Source organism: Halomonas sp. MMSF_3323, assembly GCF_030733595.1.
Lineage (GTDB): Bacteria > Pseudomonadota > Gammaproteobacteria > Pseudomonadales > Halomonadaceae > Halomonas > Halomonas litopenaei.
Window position 1 is genome coordinate 110,002 of sequence record NZ_JASHIT010000001.1, and the last position, 23,948, is coordinate 133,949.

Here is a 23,948-nt window from a genome sequence, read left to right on the forward strand (position 1 = left end):
GTCAGCTCAACCTCTGTCATCTCGCAGCCTGCCACCTCGTTCCCTGTCGCTTCACCCTCTATCGCTTCACATTCGCCGCCTGGCGGCGGGGCTGTCGGGGATCGCCCTGTGTGGCGCAGTGCCGGCGCTCGGCGCCGAAGACATGGCGCTTGATGACGTGGTGGTCACCGCCTCAGGCTTCGATCAGAGCGTGGCCGATGCGCCGGCCTCGATCAGCGTGGTGACCCGGGAGGATCTGGAGAAGCGCTACTACCAGGACGTCACCGACGCCCTGCGTGACGTGCCCGGGGTGATCGTCACCGGCGGCGGTGGTGGCGACAACGGTTACGACATCAGCATGCGCGGCATGCCCGCGGAGTACACCCTGCTGCTGATCGACGGGCGCCGCGTCAGTACTCGTGAGACCCGCCCCAACGGCAGCGCCGGCTTCGAGCAGGACTGGCTGCCGCCGCTGCAGGCCATCGAGCGCATCGAGGTGGTGCGTGGTCCCATGGCCACCCTGTACGGCTCCGATGCCATCGGTGGGGTGATCAACGTCATCACCCGCAAGGTGGCCGATGAGTGGCACGGCAACCTGCAGCTCGACACCATGCTGCAGGAAGACAGCGCGTCCGGCGACAGCCGCCAGGCCAACTTCTATACCTCTGGTCCGCTGGTCGAGGGGCTGGCCGGGCTGACCCTCTACGGCCGTGCGACCCAGCGCGATGAAGACAATATTCTCTATGGCTACGAGGACAAGCAGGTCCAGAGCCTGACCGCGAGGTTGTCGCTGACACCCAGCGTCAACCACGACCTGGCGCTGGAGGCCAGTCGCACCGAGCAGCAGCGCGAGGCGCTGGTGGGCAACAGCGTCGATCCGGACGGTTGTCTTGGCGCCTGTGAGGACAGCTTCGACGACTATACCCAGGAGTACGTCGCTCTGACCCATACCGGGCGTTTTTCCTTCGGCACCAGCGAGACCTATGTCCAGCGCGAGGTGTCCGAGAACGAGACCCGCGAGATGGAGATCACCAACACCAACGCCAAGTCGAGCCTGGTGGTGCCGCTCGGTGCCCATATCGTCACCGTCGGCGCAAGCTTCGAGGAAGAGGAGCTGGACGATCGTACCTCGAATCAGATATCGGATCTCACCAATGTCCGCAACAGCCAATGGGCGCTGTTCGCCGAGGACGAATGGATGCTGCTCGACGACTGGTCGCTGACCGGTGGCGTGCGCATGGATCATGACGAGAACTACGGCTCCGAGATCAGCCCACGGCTTTACAGCGTGTGGCACATGACCCAGGACTGGACCCTCAAGGGTGGTGTGTCCACCGGCTATCGCTCGCCGGACCTCAGGGAAATCACCCCGGACTGGGGCCAGGTCAGCCGCGGCGGTAACGTTTACGGCAACCCGGATCTCGAGCCGGAGACCTCGCTCAACAAGGAGCTGGGCCTTCTCTATAACGGGGCTGGCGGGTTGTCGGCCAGCGCCACGCTTTTCCACAACGACTTCGACGACAAGATCACGCGGATCGAGTGCCCGGCCGACGTCTGTACCGATGGCCCGAACCAGTACGGCAGCAATCCCACCTATCAGGTCAACGTCGACGAAGCGGTCACCCAGGGGGTGGAGCTGTCGCTGTCGACGCCGCTTGGCGACTCGCTCGAGCTGTCGGCGAGCTACACCTACACCGACTCCGAGCAGAAGAGTGGCGAGTACGAGGGCGAGCCCCTGACCCAACTGCCCGAGCACGAGTTCTCGGCCAGTCTCGACTGGGAGATCAACGATCGCCTGTCCCAGTGGACCCGGGTCACCTACCGTGGCGACGAGAGTCAGCCCACCACCGGCCCATCCCAGAGTGAAATCGTCGCGCCGGACTACACCTTCGTCGACACCGGCCTTGGCTATCAGTTGACCGACGCCGCCCGCGTCAACGTCGGCATCTACAACCTGTTCGATGAAGACATCGACTACGACGAGTATGGCTACGTCGAGGATGGCCGCCGGCTGTGGCTGGGGCTGAACGTCGATTTCTGATCCTCTGAGGGACCAAGGGAAGAAATGAGAATGCCTGTCCGCCATGATCGAACGCATCGTTGCGCGAGCCTGGACGAGAAGGGCAGGTATTCTCAAACGAGATTGATTACTATAAGCGTCAATAGTGATGCCCCGCCCTGGTGCGGGGGAACCGACAAGGAAGATGAGCATGCGTGGAATGTCACCCCTGGCCCGAGGCGCCGTCGCGCTGGGCCAGAAAGTAGGTCCGGGGATTGGCCTGGCACTCGGACTCTGTCTGGCCACCCTGGGGGCGGCCAGCGCCCAGGAGGAGCCTCGCGTCCTCGACACCGCCTTCGGTGAGGTCGAGATCCAGGGCCAGCCCGAGCGGGTTGTCACGCTCTACGAAGGGGCACTGGACACCTCCCTGGCCGCCGGGGTGACGCCGCTTGGCGCGGTGGCGACCCGCGCCGCCGAGGACGTGGCCGACTACCTGAAGGATGAGGTGCCCGATATCCAGATCGTGGGCACCGCCGGCGAGGTCAATGTGGAAGCGGTGGTCGGTCTCGAGCCGGACCTGATCCTGGCTTCCTCGCGACTGTCCGAGGATACCTACGCGCTGCTGTCGCAGCTTGCTCCCACCGTGGTACCGGCGACTGAGGGCTTCGACCCCGAGGCCTGGAAGGACGAGGCGCGGCTGTTCGGCAGGGCGCTGGGCCACGAAAGCGAGATCGATCGCACCATCGAGACGGTCGAAGCGCGCGCCGCCGAGCTCGCCGCTACCTTCGAGGCACAGACGTCCCAGGACAACGCCTTCCTGATTCGCTGGATGCCCCAGGGGCCGCTGGTGATGTCCACCGAGCTTTTCACCACCGGCCTGCTCGCCGCCGCCGGCCTCGACGTCCAGGACGATCAGCTGGTGCCGCAGGGACGGCCCCACAGCGACCCGCTGAGCCTGGAGGCGCTGTCCCGGGTCGACGGTGACTGGCTGTTCGTCGCGACCCTGGACGCCAACGGGGCCGAGGCGCTGGATCAGGCGATGCAGAGCGACGCCTTCAAGCGTCTGGCGGTGGTCGGCAACGACCGTGTGGTGGCGGTGGACGGCCAGTTGTGGACCAGTGCCAGCGGTCCCATCGCTGCCCAGGCGGTGCTCGATGACATCGAGCAGGCCCTGGAGGGCGTCGTGACACCGTGAGTGCAGAGCGCAGCGTACCCGCAGGAATCCTGTTCGGCCTTGTCGTTCTGCTTGGGCTCGCCATCATGGCGAGCCTTGTCGTGGGTGCCGGGGAGATCGGTCCGGTGCCGTCGTTTCAGGCGCTGCTGGGCCTGGGCAACGAGGAGGCACGCTTCGTGGTGTGGGACCTGAGGCTGCCGCGGACCCTGGTCGGCCTGGTGGTCGGGGTGGCGCTGGGCGTCTCCGGTACCCTGCTGCAGTCGATCACCCGCAATCCCCTGGCCGAGCCGGGCCTGCTCGGCGTCAGCGCCGGCGCCGCCTTTGCCGTCGCGCTGATGTTGCTGCTGGGTGGCAGCCTGCTGGAGCTGCGCATCGGCGTGGCCCAGTTGGGGGCCTTGCTCGGCTGTCTGTGTGTGCTTGGGGTCAGCCGCATCCGTGGGCTCGGCGCCGATCCGGTGCGCCTGGTGCTGGCAGGGGCGGCCTTTTCGGGGCTGCTTGGAGCGATGACCTCGTTGATCCTGATCACCGACCGGCGCGCCGCCGACGAGATTCGTTTCTGGGTGGTGGGTAGCCTGTCGGGACGGCGGCTCGACGACTTGCTGGCGGTACTGCCCAGCATGGCGCTGGCGGCGTTGGTGCTGGTGATGGTGGTGCGGCCGCTGGCCAGCCTGGCGCTGGGCGAGCGCGCCAGCGCCGGTCTCGGTCACCATCCGGGGCGACTGCGGCTATTGGCCATCATGATCGTCGCCCTGCTGGTGGGCGGGGCCACCGCCATCGCCGGGCCGATCGCCTTCGTCGGCCTGGTGGTGCCCTTTATCGCCCGTGCCATCGCCGGCCCGGAGCTGCGTCGCACCCTGTGGCTGTGCCTGCCGCTGGGGCCTCTGCTGGTGCTGACCGCCGATGTGATCTCGCGCCGCCTGGTGGCGCCCTCGGAGATGCCGCTGGGGGTGCTGACCGCGCTATGCGGGGCGCCGGTGCTGATCAGCGTCGTTCGCGCCCGCCGTCTGCCGAGCCTGTGACCATGCTGGATGATCGTTCCTTGTCTGCCGCCGCCACCCGCTCGTCGGATGAATATCGCGACTGTCACGACCGCCGCGATGCCAGCGACACCCCCGACGGCATGTGGCTGCTGCGTGGTGGGCGGTTCAGCCTGCTGGTCGATCGACGCCAGCTTTTTGGCGCCCTGTTGCTCGCTGTCTTGCTGGTCGGGGCGAGCCTGGCCTATCTGTGCCTCGGCGAGAAACCGCTGTCGCCGGGTAAAATCTGGGCGGTCATCAATGGACAGGGCGCGATGCTCGATACCTTCGTGGTGGAACAGCTACGCCTGCCACGGCTGTTGGCGGCGCTTGCCAGCGGTGCCGCCTTTGGGCTGTCGGGGTGCCTGATGCAGACGCTGGCGCGCAACCGTCTGGCCACGCCCGGCATCATCGGCATCGACAACGGCGCCACCGCCTTTGCGGTGGCCTCGGTGGTGGGGATGGGCTTGAGCCTGGCGCCTTCTGCCATGGCGTTGACCGGGGCGGCCACCGCAGCGGCCCTGACTTTCGGTCTGGCCGCCGGGGGCGGTGCAAAAGGCGGTGCCAAGGGCTATCGCTTTATCGTCGCCGGCATCGGCGTCGGGGCGATCTTCGCCGCGGTGACCCAGCTGATACTGTCGCGTGCCGCCATCGATGCGGCCAACGCCGCCTACCCCTGGACCGTGGGCACCCTGAACTCACGGCCGGCCGGAGCCGTCGTCGTTCTCGCCATCGGTCTTGCGCTGCTCACCCCGGTGGCGCTGTGGCTGTCGCGCTCGCTTAGCCTGATGCGTTTCAGCGACGCCGTGGCACTCGGCCTGGGAACGCCGCTCAGGCGTCGCAGGCTGCAGGTGCTGGTGGTATCGGTGGCGTTGACGGCGCTGGCGGTATCGGTGGCGGGGCCGGTCGGCATGGTGGGGCTTTTGGGTCCGGAAATCGCGCGCCATCTGTGCGGCAACCGTCAGGTCCCGCTGACCGCTGCGGCCCTGGCTGGGGCGGCGGTGATGGTACTGGCCGACCTGGCGGGACGATTGATGCTGGCGCCGCTGGAGCTGCCGGTGGGCATCGTCACCGCCGTGGTCGGTGGCCCCTGGCTTCTGTGGATACTGATTCGCCGCTGAATTCATATTGACCCGCTCCCGGGCCAATGGCGGCCGGGGGCGCTTGTGCAAGGGGACCTTGATGTCACTGACGCTGTCTTCACGATCCGATGGGATTCCCCGGGCTGAGGTGGCTTCGCACCCGGATTCGGGCCAGCAGCGGGACACCGCAGTGCCGCATCCCTATGTGGTCGAGGATCTGGTGCTCTGCCACGGCCGTCACAAGGTCATCGATGGTCTCGACCTGACGATCCCGCGGGGCAAGCTCACCGCCATCGTCGGCCCCAACGGCTGCGGCAAGTCGACGCTGCTGGCCGGGCTGTCCCGCCTGCATGCACCAAGTGGCGGGCGCGTCTGGCTCGAAGGCCAGGACCTCAAGCGGTTTGCGGCGCGCAAGCTGGCCCGCTGCATCGCCCTGTTGCCCCAGGAAGCGTCGGCCCCGGAGGGGCTGAGCGTCAGCGACCTGATTCGCTTCGGGCGCCAGCCCCACCAGGCCTGGTATCGCCAGTGGAGCGAGGAGGACCAGGCGGTGGTGGCGCGCGCCATCGCCGCGGCGGGGCTTGAGGACCTGGCCGAACGCGCCCTCGATACCCTGTCCGGCGGTCAGCGCCAGCGCGCCTGGATCGCCATGACCATCGCCCAGCAGACACCGATCATTCTGCTCGACGAGCCCACCTCGGCGCTGGATCTGGGCCACCAGCTGGAGGTCTTCGAACTGCTGCATCGGCTGGTGGAGCGAGGGCGTACGGTGATCATGGTGGTCCACGATCTTTCCAGCGCCTGCCGCTACGCCGACCATCTGATCGCCATGCGCGATGGGCGCCTGGTGGCAGAGGGCGAGCCGGAAAAGGTGGTGACGCCGGCACTGGTCAGGCAACTCTATGACGTGGACTGCTCGCTGGTGGAAGACCCGCTGACCGGCAAGCCATTGCTGGCCGGGCTTAGTCGGAGAGCTTAATCGTCGGCAGGTCTTGGTCGGCAGGTCTTGGTCAGAAGGGCCTAGTTGGCGCGAGGCCTAGTCGCCAGGTCTTGGTCGGCAGGGCCTGGTTGGCGCGAGGCTTAGTCGGCGCGAGGCATAGTCGGCGGCGGGTCATGGTCGGCGGGGCCGAACGGAAATGCAGGCCTTGAGGGAAGCGAATTCGGGGAGCCAGACGCAACACACCCGGCGCGAAGGCCGGGTGTGTTCTCTGGCTGACGGGCGCTGCTCGTCAGCTTCGGATCGCTCTTAGTTGGTAGCGTCCTGAGCGGCGTCCTGGGCATTGTCGCCCGCGCCTTCGATGGCGTTGCCGGCGCTGGTCAGAGCGTTGGCGGTAGCAGACTTGGTGGTCTGCCAGGCGCTCTGTGCGCCTTCCTTGGTGTCCATCCAGGCCTGCTGAACGCTGGACTTGGTCTGGTTCCACCAGGTGTCGGTGTATTCGGGCAGCTGGGACACCTCGTCCTGAGTCATGTCCAGATGAACGCTGTACTCGATGTTGTCGAGGCTGTCGCCGTTGGCAGTCTGCACGGTGAAGTTGCCGGTTTCGACCACATACTCGCTGCCGCCGAGGTCAAGCAGGTCGCCCGCTTCGACGACGATGGCGCGGACCTTCATGTCATTGTCGAGAAGGATGTCCTCGACTTCGCCCACTTCATCCTCGCTCGAACCCTTGGCGAAAACGTCGGCGTCCATCAGCTCATCGGCGGAGTAGAGGCCCTGAGCCTGCTGCTGGTTACCGGCGCCATTATTCTGAGCGGTGTTCTGCTCGGCGAAGGCGTTGGTGCCTACGGCCATGGTGCCGGCGAAGACGGTGCTTGCGATAGCGGTAGTCAGCAGATTCTTGCGGATCATTCCATTTCTCCTTCTCGCGGATGGTTCCAGCGATGTCATCGGTCGCAGCGGGTTCCTGTGCTGCGACTTGCGATGTTGCACGAATCATTGTGGAGGTTATGTACAAGATTTCAAGCCAGTCTTGTGAAAGAAACATGCAAGGCTCTGTTGCCTATCGATGACGCCACCACAGAGCTTGTTTCAAACGTGCTCGAGAGAGCCGACCTGGCGCTATTTCAGGGATGATCCCTGTTTGAAAAGTCAGGTGCGCATGCGGCTTTCCATGGTGTGTTGCCTCTGGGACAATACCGGCCGCTTGCCCGCATTATCATGGCCAGGGCGACGATCGACACCGTATAAGCGGTGCGAAAGCGCCGTCCGGCCCGCCCCTCGAGGTCCTGTTTCGTGGAATTGTTGAGCGTCGTCTTTCGTCATTATCGCTGGCCCTTTATCGGCGTCATGCTGCTGAGCCTTGCCAGTGCCGGACTGGGTATCGGCGCCATCGCCTTTATCAACCGCCGCTTGATCGAGGTGTCCGGAGATGCGCTCGGCGTGCTGCCGCAGTTTCTCGGGGTGATCGTGGCATTGCTGGCCGTGACTCTGGCCTCTCAGCTGGCCTTGACCACCCTGGGTCATCATTTTGTCTATGGCCTGAGAGGCCGTCTGGTCAAGCAGATCCTCGATACCGATATCGAGCGCCTCGAACGCCTGGGCAGCGCCGAATTACTGGCCAGTCTGTCCAGCGATATCCGCAATATCACCATCGCTTTCGTACGCCTGCCCGAGCTGGTTCAGGGCATCGTGCTGACGCTGGGCTCGGCGTTGTATCTCGGCTGGCTGTCCCCCGGACTGCTGTTGGTCACCGCGCTGTGGGTCACGCTGACCATGGCAGGAGGGGCCTGGCTGGTAGGGCGGGTCTATCGCCATCTGGCCCAGGTTCGGGCGACCGAGGATTCGCTCTATCGCGACTATCAGGCGGTCATCGATGGACGCAAGGAACTGGCGCTCAATCGCGCCCGGGCGCGAGCCCTGTTCGAGGACACCTACGATCGTGATGCCCGCCGCTATCGTCACCACGTCATCCGCGCCGACACCTATCACCTGAGCGCGGTCAATGTCTCCAATATCATGATGCTCGGCGCCATCGGGGTGGTGTTCTATCTGGCCAATGGCCTTGGCTGGGCCACCACCGAGGTGGCGGCAACCTTCTCGTTGACCTTGTTGTTCCTGCGCACCCCGCTGATCTCGGCGGTGGGCGCACTGCCGACGCTGCTAAGCGCCCAGGTGGCCTTCGACAAACTGCGTGGACTCGATCTGGCCGAGGCCAAGGGCGACTTCGGGGTGCAGGAGGCAGATGGCGAGCGCTGGCAGCGGTTGCACCTTGAAGGCGTGGCCTTTCGCTACCCCGAGCCCGCTAAAGCGTCCGACGAAGAAGACGGGGCAGGGCGAGCGTCGAAAGGCCCGGGCTTCGCCGTGGGGCCGCTGGACCTGACCCTGCGGCGTGGCGAGCTGGTATTTCTGATCGGCGGCAACGGCAGCGGCAAGTCGACCCTGGCGAAGCTGCTGACCGGTCTCTACCGGCCCCACCAGGGGCGTCTCTTGATCGACGACCAGGAGGTGGGGGCCGATGAGCTGGGCGCCTATCGCCAGCGCTTTTCCGCGGTGTATACCGACTTCCACCAGTTCGACACCCTGATAGGCCCTGGCGGTGACAAGGCCGACCCCGCGCTGGTCGAGGACTGGCTCGAGTACCTGGCGATGCGCGAGAAGCTTCACTTCGACGGCCAGCGGGTCACCAACCCGGAGCTGTCCCAGGGGCAGCGCAAGCGGCTGGCGCTGTTGATGGCGGTGGCCGAGGAGCGAGATATCCTGCTGCTCGACGAATGGGCCGCCGACCAGGACCCGCAGTTCCGACGGGTGTTCTATCGTGAGCTACTGCCGCGACTCAAGGACATGGGCAAGACGGTGTTCGCCATCAGCCACGACGACCACTACTTTCAGCACGCCGACCGGTTGTTCGAGATGCGCGCAGGGCAGCTTGTCGAACTCACCGGGTCCAGCCGCGAGGCCGCCAGTCGTGACGCCGTGGCCCGGCTCGATCCGCTGTAGGGCGATTCGCTCTGCCGGTAGAGCGCTCTCGCCACCATCCAGCGATTCGTTCACAACCCCTGCCTGACATCCTTGGGCCCCGTCCATGGCTGGCTCGGGCCTTCGCCTGCCTGCGGTTGACGGGACGCTCTGGTGTCGCTGATGGCGCGAGGTGGTTTCGCAGTCCTTGATCGACATCGGCCTTTGGCGGGATTTCTGTAAATGAAAGATGGTCTTGATTGCGTGTAAAAATGAAAACAATTAGCATATCGAGCATGTTTCACGAACGTTCAACGTCGTTCGTTGTCGTCTTCGATGCGCTCCGAGGCCTACCGCATGCAACCCGCCAGTCCCCGTCCATCCGCCAGCCCACGGTTCACTGACTTCCTGCCCGGTAGTCCTGTCTCCCGTCGCCCGCTTGCCATCGCCGTGCGCCTCGCGCTGGGGCTGGCCCCGCTTGCCGGGGCGGGGATGGCGTTTGCCCAGGAGGAGGCGGTCACCGAGGTGACGAGCGACACCATGGTGGTGAGCACCTCGGCGCTGAAGGTCGAGACCCCGGTGCTCGAGACGCCTCGTGCTACCTCCCAGGTCTCCCGCGAGGAACTCGATAACCGCCAGGTCAACAAGTACGACGAGGTGCTGCGCTACCGCAGCGGTGTGGTATCCCAGCCGTTCGGCCAGGACAACAAGGCCGAGTGGTTCTATATTCGCGGCTTCAATGGCGAGGACTCACTGTACCAGGATGGCCTGCGTCAGTTTCGTGAGGGCGGCTACTTCTGGTGGAGCACCGAGACCTTCGGCCTCGAGAGCGTCGAACTGCTCAAGGGGCCGGCCTCGATCCTCTATGGCGAGGCGCCTCCCGGGGGTGTCATCAACGCCATCAGCAAGCGTCCCACCGACGAGCCTCAGGGGCTGATCGAATTGCAATACGGCAGCGACGACCACGAGCAGGTGGGCGTCGACGTCTCGGGGCCTGTGGCAGGGCGCGATGATGTGCGCTATCGCATGGTCGGACTGTTCCGCGAGAATGATGGCCAGATCGAGGACACCGACAATCAGCGGGTCTATCTGGCGCCGAGCCTGGAGCTCGATCTGTCGCAGGATACCAGCGTCACCTTCCTGGCCAGCTACCTGAAGGACCACGGCACGCCTACCAACGGCTTCAAGCTGCCCTACGGCACCGTGGATAACACCCCCTTCGGCAAGCTCGACCCCGAGGACAACCTGGGAGAGCCGGACTACGAGCGCCAGGAACACGAGCAGTGGGCGCTGGGCTACGAACTGTCCCACCGTCTCAACGATACCTGGGACATCGAGCAGAACTTCCGCTACAGCCACCTGGACCTGCTCGAGCGCGACGTCTATGTGTCCTACCTGCTGGACGACCGCAACGCCCAGCGCGGCCTGACCTATCGCGACGGCGACTTCGACGCGGTCACGGTGGATACCCGCGCCATCGGCCGCTGGTACAGCGATCGCACCGAGAACACCCTGCTGGTCGGCGTCGACTACCAGGATCTGGATATCGACTACGACAACTACGACGACTTCGCCTTCGGTTCGCCTTTCGACATCTTCGATCCGGAGTACGGAAACTTTACCCCGAGTTCCAGAAACGGAACCGATCACGAGGAAGGCAAGGAACAGCTCGGCTTCTATGCCCAGAACCAGCTTCGCCTGGATGACCGCTGGATCTTCCTGGCCGGCCTGCGTCATGACAGCGTGGACGTGACCAACCGCATCGATGGTGAGGATAACGGTGGCGGCAGCGAGGACGAGACCACCTTCTCCGGTGGCGTGATGTACCTGGGTGACTACGGCATCTCGCCCTACTTGAGCTACAGCGAGTCCTTCTCACCGCAGATCGGCACCGATCCGGATGGTCGCGCCTATCGTCCCAGCGAGGGCGAGCAGTGGGAAGTCGGCGTCAAGTATGCCCCGGACTGGCTGGATGGCTATATCACTGCTGCCGTGTTCGACCTCGAGGAAAGCGATACCCTCTATACCAGTGGTGAGTCGGCCAACCGCCAGGGCGGTGAGCGCGAGTCTCAGGGTTTCGAGATCGAGGGGGTGGGCTATGTCACCGACGACCTCAAGGTCACCGCCGCCTACACCTATACCGACGTACGCGTCGATATCAGTCGTGAGGAGCGCGACCTGCGCGCCGGCCTGATCCCGCGTAACCAGGCCTCGTTGTGGTTGGACTATGCGGTCCCCGGCGCCTTGCACGGTCTGAACCTGGGGGGCGGTGTGCGCTATGTGGGCGAGACCAAGGACAGCCCGCGCTACTCTGATGCCACGGTGGACTCCTACACCCTGTGGGACGCCAAGGTCAGCTATGACATCACGCCCCAGTGGACCGCCCAGGTCAACGTCAACAACCTGACCGACGAAGAGTACGTTTCAGGCTGCGAATACTGGTGCTACTACGGCGAGGAGCGCAGCGTGGTCGGCAGCATCAAGTACCGCTTCTGATCCAGTGGCGGGCTTCCAGCCCCGCTGATCAACTCTCTGAATCGAGACGCCCGACCGGTTTTCCTGGTCGGGCGTCTTGGCATGGAGGCTGCCGGTAGAAGGGCTGCGGGCCTAGGCGGGGCGAGTGCTATCGCTATTCCTATCTTTCTATAGCCATATCTCTCTATCTTTCTATCTTTCTATCTCTCTATCTCTCTAGCTCTCTATCTCTCTAGCCCAGGCCCCGGCCGCCCTCCGTCGTTACCCCGGCCCGGGCCAGGCGCTCGTCGTCGGCGACGTCGCTAAAGCGCTCGAGCAACAGCTTGAGTTTTGGGGTGATCCAGCGTTCGCAGAAGGGCCGCGACGGGTCACTGTAGAAGTAGTCCTGGTAGTCCTCCTTCGAGGCGCGAAAGTCCACCAGCGGCAGTACTCGGGTGAGAAGGGGCGCGTCGAAGTCATCCTGCAACTGGGCCAGGGTGTCTCGAGCAGAAGCTGCCTGAGACTCGGTCAGCACATAGACCGCCGAGCGATAGCGGTCGCGGCGCTGGTGGTCTGCGGTGGCCCGGTGGGTGTAAAGGTGGATCTCGATCAGCACGTCCAGGGGCAGGCGAGAGGGGTCATAGTCCACCACCACGGCTTCATGAAAGTCCGAGTGCTCGCCGTCGGCGGCGACCCAGCCCTGGTGGACGGATTCGACCCCGCGCAGCGACTGATAGACCGCCTCCAGGCACCAGTAGCAGCTACCGCCGAGGGCCAGGCGGGCGAGGGAAGGGCGGAGCAGGGGCAGGCTGTCGTGCATCGGGATTCCCTCGTTGGCGGAGCGGCTTTGTCACCGAAGACGCCTTTAGCTTACAACTTTCGCAACCCCCACATGAAGTAGCTGCCGCCGATCAGCGAGGCGACCAGGCCTGCCGGGATCTCTTGGGGAAACAGCAGCTGGCGGCCGACCCAGTCGGCCAGCACCATCAGCAGCGCCCCGATCAGCGCCGCCCCGGCCAGGTGCGCGCGAGCCCGGGACAGCCCCATCAGACGCGCCATATGAGGCGCCAGCAGGCCGACAAAGGACAACGGACCGACGATCAGAGTGGCCACCGCAGTCAGTATCGCCACCGTCGCCAGCAGGCCCAGGCGGGCACGCTCGACGTGGATCCCGAGTGCCTTGGCGGTGGCAGCGCCCAGCGGCAGGATATCCAGCCAGCGAGTCAGGGCCTGGGCGGCGACGGCGGCCAGCGCCCCGATACCTAGTACCACCAGCGCCGAGACCGGGTCGACGTAGTAGGTCGACCCTGACAGCCAGGCGATGACCTGCTGGCCACGTGGGTCTCCGCCGGCCAGCACGATGGAGCGCACCGCGTCGAACAGCGCGGTGATCGCCACGCCGCTGAGCAGCAGGCGTTCTGGTTGGAAGCCGCTGGCGCGATTGAGCGCCACCAGCACGCCGAGCACGACCAGCGCGCCGACGGTGCCGGCGCCCACCAGCGTCAGGTTGCTCGGCGCTGGCACCAGGAAGATGGTGAGAATCAGCGCAATCGCCGCACCACCGCTGATGCCCAGCAGTTCCGGGCTCGCCATGGGGTTGGCGGTGACTCGCTGGATCAGGGTGCCGGCGATGGCCAGCAGGGCGCCGCTACCGGCGGCGGCGAAGATGCGCGGCCAGCGCCAGTCGAGAACGTCACCGTCGAGGCTCGACGACCAGCCGCTGTTGGACTGGCCGATCAGAATGCCGGCCAGGGCCGCCAGGGCCAGCAGCACGGCGAGCACCAGCAGCAGGCGCCCTGGTGCCTCGGCACGCAGGGCCTGCGGGTTCGAGCTGGGCGGTGGACGCCGGGCGGTCAGGCGCAGGCGCGGGATCAGCCACAGCAGCAGCGGTGCCCCCAGGGCGGCGGTGGTCGCCCCGGTGGGCAGCAGGGTAGGCAGGGCGTCGACGCCGCCCTGGAGCACCAGGTCGGTGATCGCCAGCAGCAGCGCGCCGAACGCGATCGACCAACCCAGCCGCGCCGGCAGACGCCGGGCGCCGGCCATGCGCGCGATATTGGGCGCCGCCAGGCCGATAAAGCCGATGATGCCGACCACCGCCACCACACAGCCGGTGATGAAGACCGCGAGCCCCAGCCCGCCCAGGCGCAGCCACTTGAGCGAGACGCCGAGGCTGCGTGCGCTGGCGTCATCCAGTTCCAGCAGCGCCAGCGGGCGCAGCAGCCAGATGGCCAGGGCGCCGGCGATCGCCAGACGCGGCAACAGGTAAAGCGCGCCGTCCCAGCCGTTCTGGGCCAGCGAGCCGGCGCCCCACACCAGCACCCCCTTGAGCGCCTCCTGGTTGAACAGCAACAGCACCACCGCCAGGGCGCCGAAGTAGAGGTTGACCACCAGGCCGCCGAGTACCACGACGCCGGGTGACAGGCCGCGGCGCCAGCCGAGGGCGAACACCAGACCCATGGCCAGGCCACCGCCGGCCAGCGCCACCCACTCGCGGCCCAGCACCAGCAGGCCAGGCGCCATCAGGGTGGCGACCATCAGTGCCAGGTTGGCGCCGCTGGCCACCCCCAGGGTAGTGGGGGCGGCCAGTGGATTGCGCAGCACCTGCTGCATCAGCACCCCGGCCAGCCCCAGGGCGCCGCCGGCGCTCAGCGACATCACCAGGCGCGGCCACCAGCTATAGTGCAGCACCAGCGTATTCGGGTCTGACGGGGCGGTGGCGCCGAGCGCCCCTGAATCGGTCAGAGCAGCAAGCGCCGCCTGTGGGCCGCCCAGCTCGGCCAGGGAGTAGAAGGCGGCCAGCATGCAGGCCACCGCCAGCACCAGGCCGGTGATGCCCAGCGCGGAGGTACGGCGGACGCGGGATTCAGCGGCGAGCATCGGTATTTCCTTGTGCCTGATCCGGTGTGGTGGCCTTTTCGTTGGTGTCGCGAGCGCTGGTGTCAGGAGCGCTGGTATCGGAAGCGCTGGTGTCGGGAGTGTGGGTATCGGGAGCGCGGGTATCTGGCATGTTGCTGGAGAGGGCGTCACCCAGCAGGGTGGCAAAGCGCCTGGCCGAGGGCAGGGCGCCGAAGCTCCACACCGGTGGCAGGGTGACGACGTCGTCGCGCTGGACGCTGCCCAGATGGCGCCACAGGCCACTGTCGGCCAGCGCCTCGCGGACCCCTGCGATATAGGGTTCGACCACCACGATGCGGGCCTCGGGATAGTTGGCCAGCTGTTCGATGCCGATCAGGCTGAAGCCCCAGGCGTTGGTGGTGCCCTGCCAGGCGTTGGTCAGGCCCATGCGCTTCAGCACCGCCTGGTAGAGGCTGTGCTCACCGAACAGGCGCACGTGGCGTTCATCCATGAACTGGAGCAGCAACAGCGGGCGGGTGTCCTCGGGCAGTCGAGCGGCGATGTCCGCGATGTAGGCCTCGGTCTCCTCGATCAGCGCCTCGGCGGCGTTTTCGCGATCCACCAGTTCGCCGAGCTGTCGGGTCAGCGCCAGAGACTGCGACCAGAAGGTGCCCTCGCCGCTGTACATGGCGAGCTGCTTGACCTCGGCGATCGATGAAAGGCGCGGCGCCAGGTTGGCGAACATCGGCGAGATCACGATGGCGTCGGGGTCGAGTTCGGACAGCAGTTCCAGGTTCGGCTGGGTACGCAGGCCGATGTCGGTGGCACCTGGCGGCGCCTCGAGCCCCACCCAGCTTTCGTAGTCGCCGACCTGGGCCAGCGCCACCGGTGGCGCGTCAAGTGCGATCAGCGTCTCGGCCAGGGTCCAGTCCAGGCTGGCGATACGCGGCGCGGCACCGGCTGGAGACGCCAGCAGCCAGGCCGACAGCGCCAGCCACGCCAGGCTATGGCAACGACCCGAGCGAAAAAGGCCAGAACGCAAGCGCAGGGAAGCCAGGGACACCAGAGAATGGCGGACAGTCAGAGCACGGCGGACATTCAAGGACAACCTCATTGCACCAGCGCCACCGCGTGTTCGCCGGAGGGGTGGGGCATCACCTGCATCGGCACGCCGTAGATGTCCTCGAGCAGGTCGCCGGTCATCAGCGTCTGCGGGTCGCCTTCGGCGATGACGCGGCCGCTGTGCAGGGCGACCAGGCGATCACAGAAGCGTGAGGCCATGTTGATGTCGTGCAACACGATGACCACGCCCAGGTCGAGCTCCCGCGACAGCTTGCGTACCAGGGTCATCACTTCCACCTGATGGGCGATATCCAGCGCCGCCAGTGGCTCGTCGAGCAGCAGCAGGCGGCTGCCCTGGGCCAGCAGCATGGCCAGCCACACCCGGGTACGTTCGCCGCCGGACAGGGTGTCCACCAGGCGATCGGCAAAGCCCTCGGTGTGGGTCAGCGCCATGGCTCGGGCCACGTGTTCGTGATCGTCGCGCCGCGAGCGACCCAGGAGCCCCTTCCAGGGGTAGCGACCAAAGGCGATTAGCTCGCGACAGGTCAGGCTTTCGGCACTGGGCAGGTGTTGCGGCAGATAGGCGACTTCGCGGGCGAAGGCGCGGCGCCCCCAGGCCTCGAGCGGCTGGCCGTTGAACAGGATGCGCCCCTCGCTGGCCGGCTGCTGCTGAGCCATCAGCTTGAGCAGGGTCGACTTGCCCGAGCCGTTGTGGCCGATCAGTCCGTGGACCCGGCCGGCATCGAAGCTCAGGCTGGTCGGCGACAGCAGGGTCTTGCCCGGGATCGCGAAGGAAGCGGACTGAAGATCGAACATGAAGACGGCTCCGCTGGGTGACTGGGGCAGGGTGGCTTGGGCTGGCTGGTCCGGGCAGGCTGGTCCGGGCGACCGGGCAGGAAAGACAATGGATAGGAATGGTTATCAATTTGTTTGTTATTGTCAATGATGCACGTCAGGGAGGCGTTGCGCTGAAAGACTATTGATCAACCCTTGTAGAAGGGGCGTAAAGGATGACACCCTGTGGTCCACGACATCGGGCCTCTTCAACGGCGGCAGGGATGCCGACACCGCCAGGCGGGCAATGCGTTTGGCGTGGAGCACGCTAGCGAGAAGAACGCGTCTTGCCTATAGTATGAGGCCCACGATGACGTAAGCTGGTGAGTGGGATACGATTATCCCCCCTGAACCCAGCCCAATTTCGACAAGGAAGGAGGTATCACCATGGCACATACTCTGCCGGAACTGCCCTACGCCTACGACGCACTGGAACCCTCCATTGATGCGCTGACCATGGAGATCCACCATTCTCGTCACCACAACACCTACGTCACCAACCTCAACGGCGCCCTGGAAGGCACCGGTCTCGAGGACCTGCCGGTCGACGAGCTGATCTCCAACCTGGAGCGTCTGCCGGAAGACAAGCGCCAGCCGGTCATCAACAACGGCGGCGGCCACTCCAACCACTCGCTGTTCTGGACCGTGATGTCCCCGAACGGTGGTGGCGACCCCAAGGGCAAGGTCGGTGAGGCCATCGAGAAGGAACTGGGCGGCTTTGACGCCTTCAAGGATGCCTTCACCAAGGCCGCGCTGGGCCGCTTCGGCTCTGGCTGGGCCTGGCTCTCCGTCACTCCGGACGGTGCCCTGGTGGTGGAAAACACCCTGAACCAGGACAGCCCGCTGATGCACGGCAACACCCCGGTGCTGGGTCTGGACGTGTGGGAGCACGCCTACTACCTGAAGTACCAGAACAAGCGTCCCGACTACATCGCCGCCTTCTTCAACGTGGTGGACTGGGACGAAGTCGAGCGTCGCTACCAGGCCGCCACTGCCTGAGCGAAGCCGGCCTGACGTCGATGTCTCGACGTCATCCGTGCTAGCGCAAGACCCGCGCCGCGGCGCTTTTCGTTGGTGCTCCGGTCGGGGCGCCGTCTGGATTGGTCGTCGCCCTTGTGGTGCGACAGCAAGGAGTTCACGCCGTGTCCCGCTCATCCAGCCTGCAGGCACTAGGGCGCCTGTTGCGCTACGCCCGCGGTTATCGTCGACGGATCGTCGCCGCCACCCTGTGTTCGATGATCAACAAGCTGTTTGATATCGCCCCCGAGATCCTGATCGGGGTGGCCATCGACGTGGTGGTCAACCAGGAGCAGAGCTTCGTGGCGGGGCTCGGCTTCGTCTCGGCCAGCTCCCAGATCATTGTGCTGGGGGTGCTGACCTTCTTTATCTGGGCCGGCGAGTCGCTGTTCGAGTACCTCTATCAGATCCTGTGGCGCAACCTTGCCCAGCGCCTGCAGGCCGACCTGCGCCAGGACGCCTACGAGCACGTGCAGCGCCTGGACATAGGCTTCTTCGAGTCGCGCTCGTCCGGTGAGCTTGTCGCCACCATGAACGACGACGTCAACCAGCTCGAGCGCTTCCTCGACGGCGGTGCCAACTCGCTGATCCAGGTCGCCGTCACCGTGGTGGCGGTGGGGGCGGTGTTCTTCGTGCTGTCGCCGCTGATCGCGCTTTTGGCCTTTACCCCGGTGCCGCTGATCCTGTGGGGTGCCTTCGTGTTTCAGCGCAAGGCCGGTCCCCTCTATGCCGACGTGCGTGAGAAGGTCGGGGTGCTGTCCAGCCGGCTGTCCAACAATATTCAGGGTATGGCCACCATCAAGAGCTTTACCGCAGAGGCCCGCGAGGCGGCTCGGCTGAAGGCCGACAGCGAGGCCTACGTGGACGCCAACAGCCGTGCCATTCGTATCAGTTCGGCCTTTATTCCGGTGATCCGCATGGCGATCCTCACCGGGTTTCTGGCCACCTTCATCGTCGGCGGCATGCAGGCGCTGTCCGGTGAGCTCAACGTCGGCGCCTACGGCGTGCTGGTGTTCTTGACCCAGCGGCTGCTATGGCCGCTGACCGGACTGGCCCAGGTCATCGACCTGTTCGAGCGTGCCATGGCCAGCACCCGGCGCATCCTCGATCTGATCGCTACCCCGGTCCGGGTGCGCGACGATGGACGCCGTGAGCTCGAGACGCCGGTGCGTGGCGAGGTGCGCTTTGCAGAAGTGAGCTTTCACTACCCGGGCAGCGGCGCCGGCATCGACGCCGTGGACCTGGCAGTACCCGCCGGCAGCACCCTGGCGCTGGTCGGGCCCACCGGCTCCGGCAAGTCGACCCTGATCAAGCTGCTGTTGCGCTTTCACGACCCCGACCAGGGGCGGGTCGAGCTCGACGCCGTCCCGGTGGCGGAGCTTCGCCAAGGGGCGCTGCGCGACGCCATCGGCCTGGTCAGCCAGGACGTCTACCTGTTCGAGGGCAGCGTGCGTGACAACATCGCCTATGCCCGTCCCGAGGCCAGTGATGAGGAGGTCATCGCCGCGGCACGCACCGCCGAAGCCTGGGAGTTCATCGAGCGTCTGCCGGACGGCCTCGATACCCGGGTCGGCGAGCGCGGCGTGCGCCTGTCCGGCGGGCAGCGCCAGCGTCTGTCGCTGGCCCGGGCGCTGCTCAAGGATCCCCCGGTGCTGGTGCTGGACGAGGCCACCAGTGCGGTGGACAACGAGACCGAGGCGGCGATTCAGCGCTCGCTGTCGCGCATCGGCGGTGAGCGTACCGTGATCATGATCGCCCACCGGCTCTCGACCATCGTCCACGCCGACCAGATCGTGGTGATGGAGCGGGGGCAGGTGGTCGAGCGTGGAGACCACGCCGAGTTGATCGCCCGGGGCGGGCGCTACGCCGCCCAGTGGCAGGTGCAGACCGGCGAGGCGGCGACGGTGGCAGCCACGTCGCCCTGACCTGTCGCGCTGACCTGTCGCGATGCGCGGGACTTGGCCGCGGGCTCGGTGCCGGCCCCGGAACAGGCCCCGGAACCGGTTCCGGTGTGGAGGATACGGCTCGCCAGCGCCGTCTGTGCAGTCTAGGGTAAGTAAGTAGTAACTTCCTATGCTGCATGAGGCGTGAAGGATGAGCTGCGTACTGCTCGGGGGCGGAGTCCGTCGCCGGGCGTTCCATCGTCTGCTGTCGGGCTTTGTCGTACCGGGCTTTGTTGTACCGGGCATAGCTGCACCTGCCTTGGCGATGCGGGCCTTGCGAGTGTCGGCGTCTTGTTTACAGGCGGCTTGTTTACTGGCGGCTTGGCGTCCGAGTGCCCTGGTCCGGGCCGCTATGCTGCTGGGTTGCCTGGCAACGACACCGGCCCTCGCCGACCTGCGCATCCTGCACCTCGACGTGGGCATGGGTGACGCCACCCTGGTAGTGGATACCGGCAGCGGTCAGAGTCTGTTGATCGATGCGGGAAATCGCGGTGATGGCCGCAGGGTGGTGGCGCCGGCCCTGATCGCACTGGGGATCGATCGACTTGACTATTTTCTCGCCAGCCACTATGACGCCGACCATATCGGTGGCTTCGATGAACTCATCGAGGCGGGCGTCACCGTCGAGACGGTGCTGGAGCGACCCGGTATCAAGCCCGAGGTGCTGTCTCCCACCGGCCGCGACACCCAGTACGGCGAGTACCTGGCGGCGGCCCGGGCCGTGGGGGCGCGGCTGGTCGAGCTTATCCCCGACTGTCGTCCCGATCATCCCCAGCTGCGACTGGGCGCCGACACCCGTATCCAGGTGGCCGCTGCCGGCGGCAGGCACCTGGCCGGGGATATCGGTTTCTGCGAGGTCGGTGAGCAGTCACTTCATCCACGGCGTGAAAACGCCCGCAGCGTGGCACTGATCATCGAGCACGGGCGCTTTCGCTACTTCACCGGCGGCGACCTCACCGGCGGCGGCGCTCGCAGCGTACCCATGGAAGCCTTCGTCGCCGCCCAGGTGGGCAACGTCGACGTGCTCAAGCTGAATCACCACGGTTCCGACACCAGCACCAGCGACACTTTTGTGCAGACGCTGAGACCCGAGGTGGCCGTGCTCAGCGTCGGCGATGGCGGAGTGAACCTGCGCTATCGCCTGCCGCGTCAGGCTCCGCTGGATCGCCTGGCCAAGCTCAGCCCGGCACCGCTGCTGTTCCAGACGCGCCAGGGCGAAGGTGGAAGCTACCTGGGGGCCTACGTCGAGAATCGCCACATCGTCGTTCACACCGATGGCGAGAGCTACACCATCAACGGCCTGATCTGTGTGGTGGACGAGCGCACCCAGGCAAGCGAGGGAGGACACTGTCGATGAGCAGTTCAGAGCAGGAGGGGCCTCGTCGCGATCGCAGGGACGATGATGCCGACGGCGGCAGCGATAGTGACAATGTTAACGGCAACGGCAGTGAAGACGGCTGCGGAGAGCGTATCCGCAAGTTGCTCGACGACACCACGGCGCTGCTGGACTACGCCCAGGAGTTCGAAGGTTACCCGCCGGAGATCGACCTGACCGCCTACTTCGTGGCCAAGGAAAAGACCGATCGCAAGGAGCTGTTGACCACCGAAGAACTGGCCGGCGTGGTGGATTGCTACCGGCGCCTGTCCCGGCTCTACCCAGGTATCTCGCCGCGTACCCTGGCGGCGACGCGCCCGGACAGCGATGGTCGAATGCGCGACAGCCGCACCGGCAAGTACTTGATTCGCCTTTGGTGGTGGACCGGGGCGGTGGTGATGGCGGTGATCGGCTCCAACGTGCTGATGTACGCCATCGATACGGGCCGGCCGTCCTCTGGGCTCGACTGGACCCACTGGAATACCGCGCTCGACTTTATCTACGAGGGACTTCGCCACACCGAGCCCTTTCTTTATGGTGCCCTCGGGGCCTTCGCCTTTGTGCTGCGGGTGACCGCGACCCGGCTGTACAGTCGCACCTTCGATCCCGCGCGGATCGGCGAGCATGTCAATCGCATCGTGCTGGGCACGCTCTCCGGTGGCGCCATCGTGTTGTTCGTCTCCCAGATTCCCACCGATCAGGGCGCACAGGTGGCGCTGAGCGGCGCCGCCCTGGGCTTTCTCGCCGGCTACAGCATCGATTTTCTGTTCGGCACTCTGGACCGGGTGATCTGCGCCTTGCTGGCAAACGACGCGGGCGACAAGACTGGCAAGGCGGCGCGGGCTCGCCGTGACGCCGACGTGGTTCAGGTGCTGGATGATCTGGTCGCCGAGCAGCCAGACGGCGAGGCCAGGCGTCGTCTGGGAGAGGTGATCGAGACGCTCAGGCAGCGCCACCAGGCCTGAGCGCGAGGGCCGAGGAAGCGTTCAGGGGCTTTGGGGCACGATGCAGCATCAACCCGGGGTCGAATAGAAGTGGCGACGCCAGGCTAGCGTGCGGGTCTGGTCGCGGGCCTCGTAGTCAGCCAGCGCCTGCTCGAGGGATCCCGGCGACTCGTCGTCGCGATCCTCGGCCAATTGCGTCAGGCGCATGGTGTACCAGGCGGTGATGCCGCCCTCGGGCGGGGTGTCGAAGCGTGGGAAGGTCGGGCCCGCGCTCTGACCTTGCTGCCAGTGGCGGGGCAGCTCGGGCTTAATGGCCAGGGCCCGGGCCAGTCCGACGATATCCACGCTCCCTTCATCCACAGCGCTGCGTGCCTGGGACAGTGTCTTGAAGCCACCGGTCAGCATTAGCGGCAGCGTCGTGTGTCGGCGAGCACGACGTGCAAACGCCAGAAAGTAGGGGCTGCCAGCCGCCGTGTCCGTGTCGGAGGCAGAACGGGCGCCGGGAAAGTAGGTGCCACCGCTGATATCGATCAGGTCGATGGGCTGGTTGTCCAGCGACTTCACCACCTCGAGCGCATCCTCCTGGTCGAGCCCGCCTTCGAGCTGGTCGCTAGCGTTGAGCTTGACCGCCACCGCAAACGCCGGCCCCACGGCGTCGCGTACCGCCTGGATCACCTCGAGCAGCAGGCGTCGGCGTCCCGTGATCGAGCCACCGTAGGCATCGTTGCGGCGGTTGAACAGGGGCGACAGAAACTGGCTGAGCAGGAAACCGTGGGCGGCGTGGACCTGCACGCCGGCGAAGCCTGCCGCTCTGGCCAGTGCGGCGGTGCGTGCAAACTGATCGGGCAGGGCGTGGATCTCGCCTGGGCTCAAGGCCGCGCAGCGTAGACCCGGCAGGTCGAGGGCGCTGGGACCCCTGGCGACACTGGTCGGCGGATAGGCCAGCGCACCGGCGTGACCGAGCTGCAGCCACAGGCCGCTGCCATGCTGGTTGCCACGTTGGGCCAGTCGCTCGAAGGTCGACAGGTCCGACTGGTCGTTCAAGACCAGATTGCCGGGCTTCTCGGCCACATCGGGCCTGCCCTGCACCTCGCCGATCAGCGACAGGGCGACTCCGCCCTGGGCCCAGCGCTCGTAGAGCCGGCCCTGGGCTTCGGTAGGGTGACCGGTGCCATCGCCGAGTGAGTCCGACATGGCCGCCTTGGCGATACGGTTTTTCAGCACCAGGCCGCAGGGCAGCGTCAGCGGCGAGAACAGCGGACCGACGTCGTTGTCGTCGTGCGCGGTGTCGCAGGGAGGGATCATGGGCAAACTCCGGGCGTCGATGGGAAGGGAAAAGGGAACGGTAGAACGGCACCTGAGCAGGAACCGCCATCCTGGCACGTCGCCGGGGCAGCGATAATCCCTTGTCGAGGCACAGGACTTGTGACTATAAGGAACAGATGGATACTGTCAGTGAACTTTCCGTCTTCCATGCCGTCATCGACGCCGGCACTTTTTCAGGGGCCGCCCGCCAGTTGGGCGTCACCCACTCGGCCGTAAGCAAGCGCATCAGCCGGCTGGAACAGCGGCTGGGAGTCCCCCTGATCCTGCGCTCCACGCGACAAATGAGCCTGACCGAAGCGGGAGAGACCTTCGCCAGCGAGACCCGGGGGCTGCTGGAGCGGCTTTCCCAGGTGGAACAGGGTATAGCCGAAGGCCGCAGCGAGCTGCGCGGGCGTATTCGTCTCACGTCGCCCACGGCGCTGGGCAAGCAGCGGTTGATGCCGCTGCTGCTGGCGTTCATGGAGCGCTATCCGGCGGTGGAGATCGACCTGACGTTGACCGACGCGATGGTCGATCTGGTGCACGAGCGTATGGACCTGGCGATTCGCAGCGCCACGCTTGACGATTCGAGCCTGATCGCTCGGCCCTTGGTGGCGCATCCCCGGCTGATCTGCGCCTCACCTGCCTACCTGGCTCGCCACGGCAGGCCGCTGGCGGAAGATGAGTTGCCCCGGCATGTGGGGCTGTTCCTGCATCAGGGCCGGGGCGCCGTCATGTGGGGTGTCAAGGACAGCAGGCTCCCGCAACCCGGGTTTCTTTCCAATTCACTGGAAACACTGCACGCCGCCTGTCTGCAGGGGCGAGGCATCGCCTGCCTACCCGCGTACATGGTCGACGAGGATCTTCAGGCGGGTCGGCTCGAACGCCTGCTCGATGACGTCGTCGCCAGCGAGCCGACGACGACAGTGTCCATCGTGCGGCCGGCCACGACCCTGCTGCCCAGACGCGTTCGCGTGCTGATCGACTTTCTGGTGGAGCGCTTTGCGTAGACAGAAAGCCATGGATGGCCCCGTTCC

General features: G+C 65.9%; 18 protein-coding genes. 12 read left to right on the forward strand and 6 right to left on the reverse strand.

Features of this window, described 5'->3' with window-relative positions:
- Positions 1-142: 142 nt before the first annotated feature.
- The 5 genes from RBB39_RS00450 to RBB39_RS00470 all read left to right on the forward strand — a co-directional run bounded on the left by RBB39_RS00450 (position 143) and on the right by RBB39_RS00470 (position 6,226).
- Complete coding sequence (locus tag RBB39_RS00450; RefSeq protein ID WP_371931849.1) at positions 143-2,020, forward strand: ligand-gated channel protein; 1,878 nt, start codon at positions 143-145, stop codon at positions 2,018-2,020.
- 169 nt (positions 2,021-2,189) lie between these two features.
- On the forward strand, positions 2,190-3,173 hold the full coding sequence (locus RBB39_RS00455; protein ID WP_306168566.1) for an iron-siderophore ABC transporter substrate-binding protein: 984 nt from the start codon (positions 2,190-2,192) through the stop codon (positions 3,171-3,173).
- Positions 3,170-4,171, forward strand: coding sequence for a FecCD family ABC transporter permease (locus RBB39_RS00460; protein WP_371931845.1), 1,002 nt, complete (start codon positions 3,170-3,172; stop codon positions 4,169-4,171). Before RBB39_RS00455 ends, RBB39_RS00460 begins: the two co-directional genes overlap by 4 nt.
- A 101-nt stretch (positions 4,172-4,272) precedes the next feature.
- Positions 4,273-5,289 carry an iron ABC transporter permease gene (locus tag RBB39_RS00465; RefSeq protein ID WP_249742903.1) on the forward strand — a complete coding sequence of 339 codons (1,017 nt, stop codon included), beginning with the start codon at positions 4,273-4,275 and terminating at the stop codon, positions 5,287-5,289.
- Between the two features lie 61 nt (positions 5,290-5,350).
- A complete protein-coding gene (locus tag RBB39_RS00470; protein WP_306168568.1) occupies positions 5,351-6,226 on the forward strand; it encodes an ABC transporter ATP-binding protein in 876 nt (291 codons plus the stop codon).
- Between the two features lie 267 nt (positions 6,227-6,493).
- Here RBB39_RS00470 and RBB39_RS00475 read toward each other — a convergent pair whose 3' ends face one another.
- Positions 6,494-7,096 (reverse strand): hypothetical protein, encoded by a 603-nt coding sequence (locus RBB39_RS00475; protein WP_052704314.1) that lies wholly within the window; start codon positions 7,094-7,096, stop codon positions 6,494-6,496.
- A gap of 384 nt (positions 7,097-7,480) precedes the next feature.
- Between RBB39_RS00475 and RBB39_RS00480 the strand changes: the two genes are divergently transcribed.
- Positions 7,481-9,184 (forward strand): multidrug ABC transporter permease/ATP-binding protein, encoded by a 1,704-nt coding sequence (locus RBB39_RS00480; RefSeq protein WP_306168569.1) that lies wholly within the window; start codon positions 7,481-7,483, stop codon positions 9,182-9,184.
- A 315-nt stretch (positions 9,185-9,499) separates the two neighbouring features.
- Positions 9,500-11,638: a TonB-dependent siderophore receptor gene (locus RBB39_RS00485; RefSeq protein ID WP_371931846.1), complete on the forward strand. Its 2,139-nt coding sequence runs from the start codon at positions 9,500-9,502 to the stop codon at positions 11,636-11,638.
- 211 nt (positions 11,639-11,849) lie between these two features.
- Here the strand turns inward: RBB39_RS00485 and RBB39_RS00490 are convergent, their stop codons facing one another.
- The 4 genes from RBB39_RS00490 to RBB39_RS00505 form a co-directional block, all read right to left on the reverse strand.
- Positions 11,850-12,416, reverse strand: coding sequence for a peptide-methionine (S)-S-oxide reductase (locus RBB39_RS00490; protein ID WP_108448291.1), 567 nt, complete (start codon positions 12,414-12,416; stop codon positions 11,850-11,852).
- Positions 12,417-12,466: 50 nt separating this feature from the next.
- Complete coding sequence (gene fhuB, locus RBB39_RS00495; RefSeq protein WP_306168570.1) at positions 12,467-14,473, reverse strand: Fe(3+)-hydroxamate ABC transporter permease FhuB; 2,007 nt, start codon at positions 14,471-14,473, stop codon at positions 12,467-12,469.
- Positions 14,460-15,473 carry an iron-siderophore ABC transporter substrate-binding protein gene (locus tag RBB39_RS00500; protein ID WP_306168571.1) on the reverse strand — a complete coding sequence of 338 codons (1,014 nt, stop codon included), beginning with the start codon at positions 15,471-15,473 and terminating at the stop codon, positions 14,460-14,462. The genes fhuB and RBB39_RS00500 overlap by 14 nt, the downstream gene beginning before the upstream one ends.
- Positions 15,474-15,541: 68 nt before the next feature.
- Positions 15,542-16,309 (reverse strand): ATP-binding cassette domain-containing protein, encoded by a 768-nt coding sequence (locus RBB39_RS00505; RefSeq protein ID WP_045992323.1) that lies wholly within the window; start codon positions 16,307-16,309, stop codon positions 15,542-15,544.
- Between the two features lie 405 nt (positions 16,310-16,714).
- Between RBB39_RS00505 and RBB39_RS00510 the strand changes: the two genes are divergently transcribed.
- The 4 genes from RBB39_RS00510 (at position 16,715) to RBB39_RS00525 (ending at position 21,627) form a co-directional block, all read left to right on the forward strand.
- Complete coding sequence (locus tag RBB39_RS00510) at positions 16,715-17,326, forward strand: superoxide dismutase (protein ID WP_045992322.1); 612 nt, start codon at positions 16,715-16,717, stop codon at positions 17,324-17,326.
- A 143-nt stretch (positions 17,327-17,469) separates the two neighbouring features.
- Positions 17,470-19,269 (forward strand): ABC transporter ATP-binding protein, encoded by a 1,800-nt coding sequence (locus RBB39_RS00515; protein ID WP_306168572.1) that lies wholly within the window; start codon positions 17,470-17,472, stop codon positions 19,267-19,269.
- Between the two features lie 370 nt (positions 19,270-19,639).
- A complete protein-coding gene (locus tag RBB39_RS00520) occupies positions 19,640-20,644 on the forward strand; it encodes a ComEC/Rec2 family competence protein (RefSeq protein WP_045992320.1) in 1,005 nt (334 codons plus the stop codon).
- Positions 20,641-21,627: a hypothetical protein gene (locus RBB39_RS00525; RefSeq protein ID WP_253028553.1), complete on the forward strand. Its 987-nt coding sequence runs from the start codon at positions 20,641-20,643 to the stop codon at positions 21,625-21,627. The genes RBB39_RS00520 and RBB39_RS00525 overlap by 4 nt, the downstream gene beginning before the upstream one ends.
- Positions 21,628-21,675: 48 nt before the next feature.
- Here the strand turns inward: RBB39_RS00525 and RBB39_RS00530 are convergent, their stop codons facing one another.
- Positions 21,676-22,911, reverse strand: coding sequence for an oxidoreductase (locus RBB39_RS00530; protein ID WP_306168573.1), 1,236 nt, complete (start codon positions 22,909-22,911; stop codon positions 21,676-21,678).
- 137 nt (positions 22,912-23,048) lie between these two features.
- Here RBB39_RS00530 and RBB39_RS00535 point away from each other — a divergent pair, with 137 nt between their 5' ends.
- The gene (locus tag RBB39_RS00535) at positions 23,049-23,921 is read left to right on the forward strand and encodes a LysR family transcriptional regulator (protein ID WP_306168574.1); all 873 of its coding nucleotides are present in this window, start codon (positions 23,049-23,051) and stop codon (positions 23,919-23,921) included.
- Positions 23,922-23,948 lie beyond the last annotated feature (27 nt).

Excerpts from the sequence above, each read along its gene's own strand:
- RBB39_RS00450 (WP_371931849.1), top strand. The coding sequence starts at position 143 with ATGGCGCTTGATGACGTGGTGGTCACCGCCTCAGGCTTCGATCAGAGC.
- RBB39_RS00455 (WP_306168566.1), top strand. The coding sequence starts at position 2,190 with ATGCGTGGAATGTCACCCCTGGCCCGAGGCGCCGTCGCGCTGGGCCAG.
- RBB39_RS00465 (WP_249742903.1), top strand. The coding sequence starts at position 4,273 with ATGTGGCTGCTGCGTGGTGGGCGGTTCAGCCTGCTGGTCGATCGACGC.
- RBB39_RS00470 (WP_306168568.1), top strand. The coding sequence starts at position 5,351 with ATGTCACTGACGCTGTCTTCACGATCCGATGGGATTCCCCGGGCTGAG.
- RBB39_RS00475 (WP_052704314.1), bottom strand. The coding sequence starts at position 7,096 with ATGATCCGCAAGAATCTGCTGACTACCGCTATCGCAAGCACCGTCTTC.
- RBB39_RS00485 (WP_371931846.1), top strand. The coding sequence starts at position 9,500 with ATGCAACCCGCCAGTCCCCGTCCATCCGCCAGCCCACGGTTCACTGAC.
- RBB39_RS00490 (WP_108448291.1), bottom strand. The coding sequence starts at position 12,416 with ATGCACGACAGCCTGCCCCTGCTCCGCCCTTCCCTCGCCCGCCTGGCC.
- fhuB (WP_306168570.1), bottom strand. The coding sequence starts at position 14,473 with ATGCTCGCCGCTGAATCCCGCGTCCGCCGTACCTCCGCGCTGGGCATC.
- RBB39_RS00505 (WP_045992323.1), bottom strand. The coding sequence starts at position 16,309 with ATGTTCGATCTTCAGTCCGCTTCCTTCGCGATCCCGGGCAAGACCCTG.
- RBB39_RS00510 (WP_045992322.1), top strand. The coding sequence starts at position 16,715 with ATGGCACATACTCTGCCGGAACTGCCCTACGCCTACGACGCACTGGAA.
- RBB39_RS00520 (WP_045992320.1), top strand. The coding sequence starts at position 19,640 with ATGCTGCTGGGTTGCCTGGCAACGACACCGGCCCTCGCCGACCTGCGC.
- RBB39_RS00525 (WP_253028553.1), top strand. The coding sequence starts at position 20,641 with ATGAGCAGTTCAGAGCAGGAGGGGCCTCGTCGCGATCGCAGGGACGAT.
- RBB39_RS00530 (WP_306168573.1), bottom strand. The coding sequence starts at position 22,911 with ATGATCCCTCCCTGCGACACCGCGCACGACGACAACGACGTCGGTCCG.
- RBB39_RS00535 (WP_306168574.1), top strand. The coding sequence starts at position 23,049 with ATGGATACTGTCAGTGAACTTTCCGTCTTCCATGCCGTCATCGACGCC.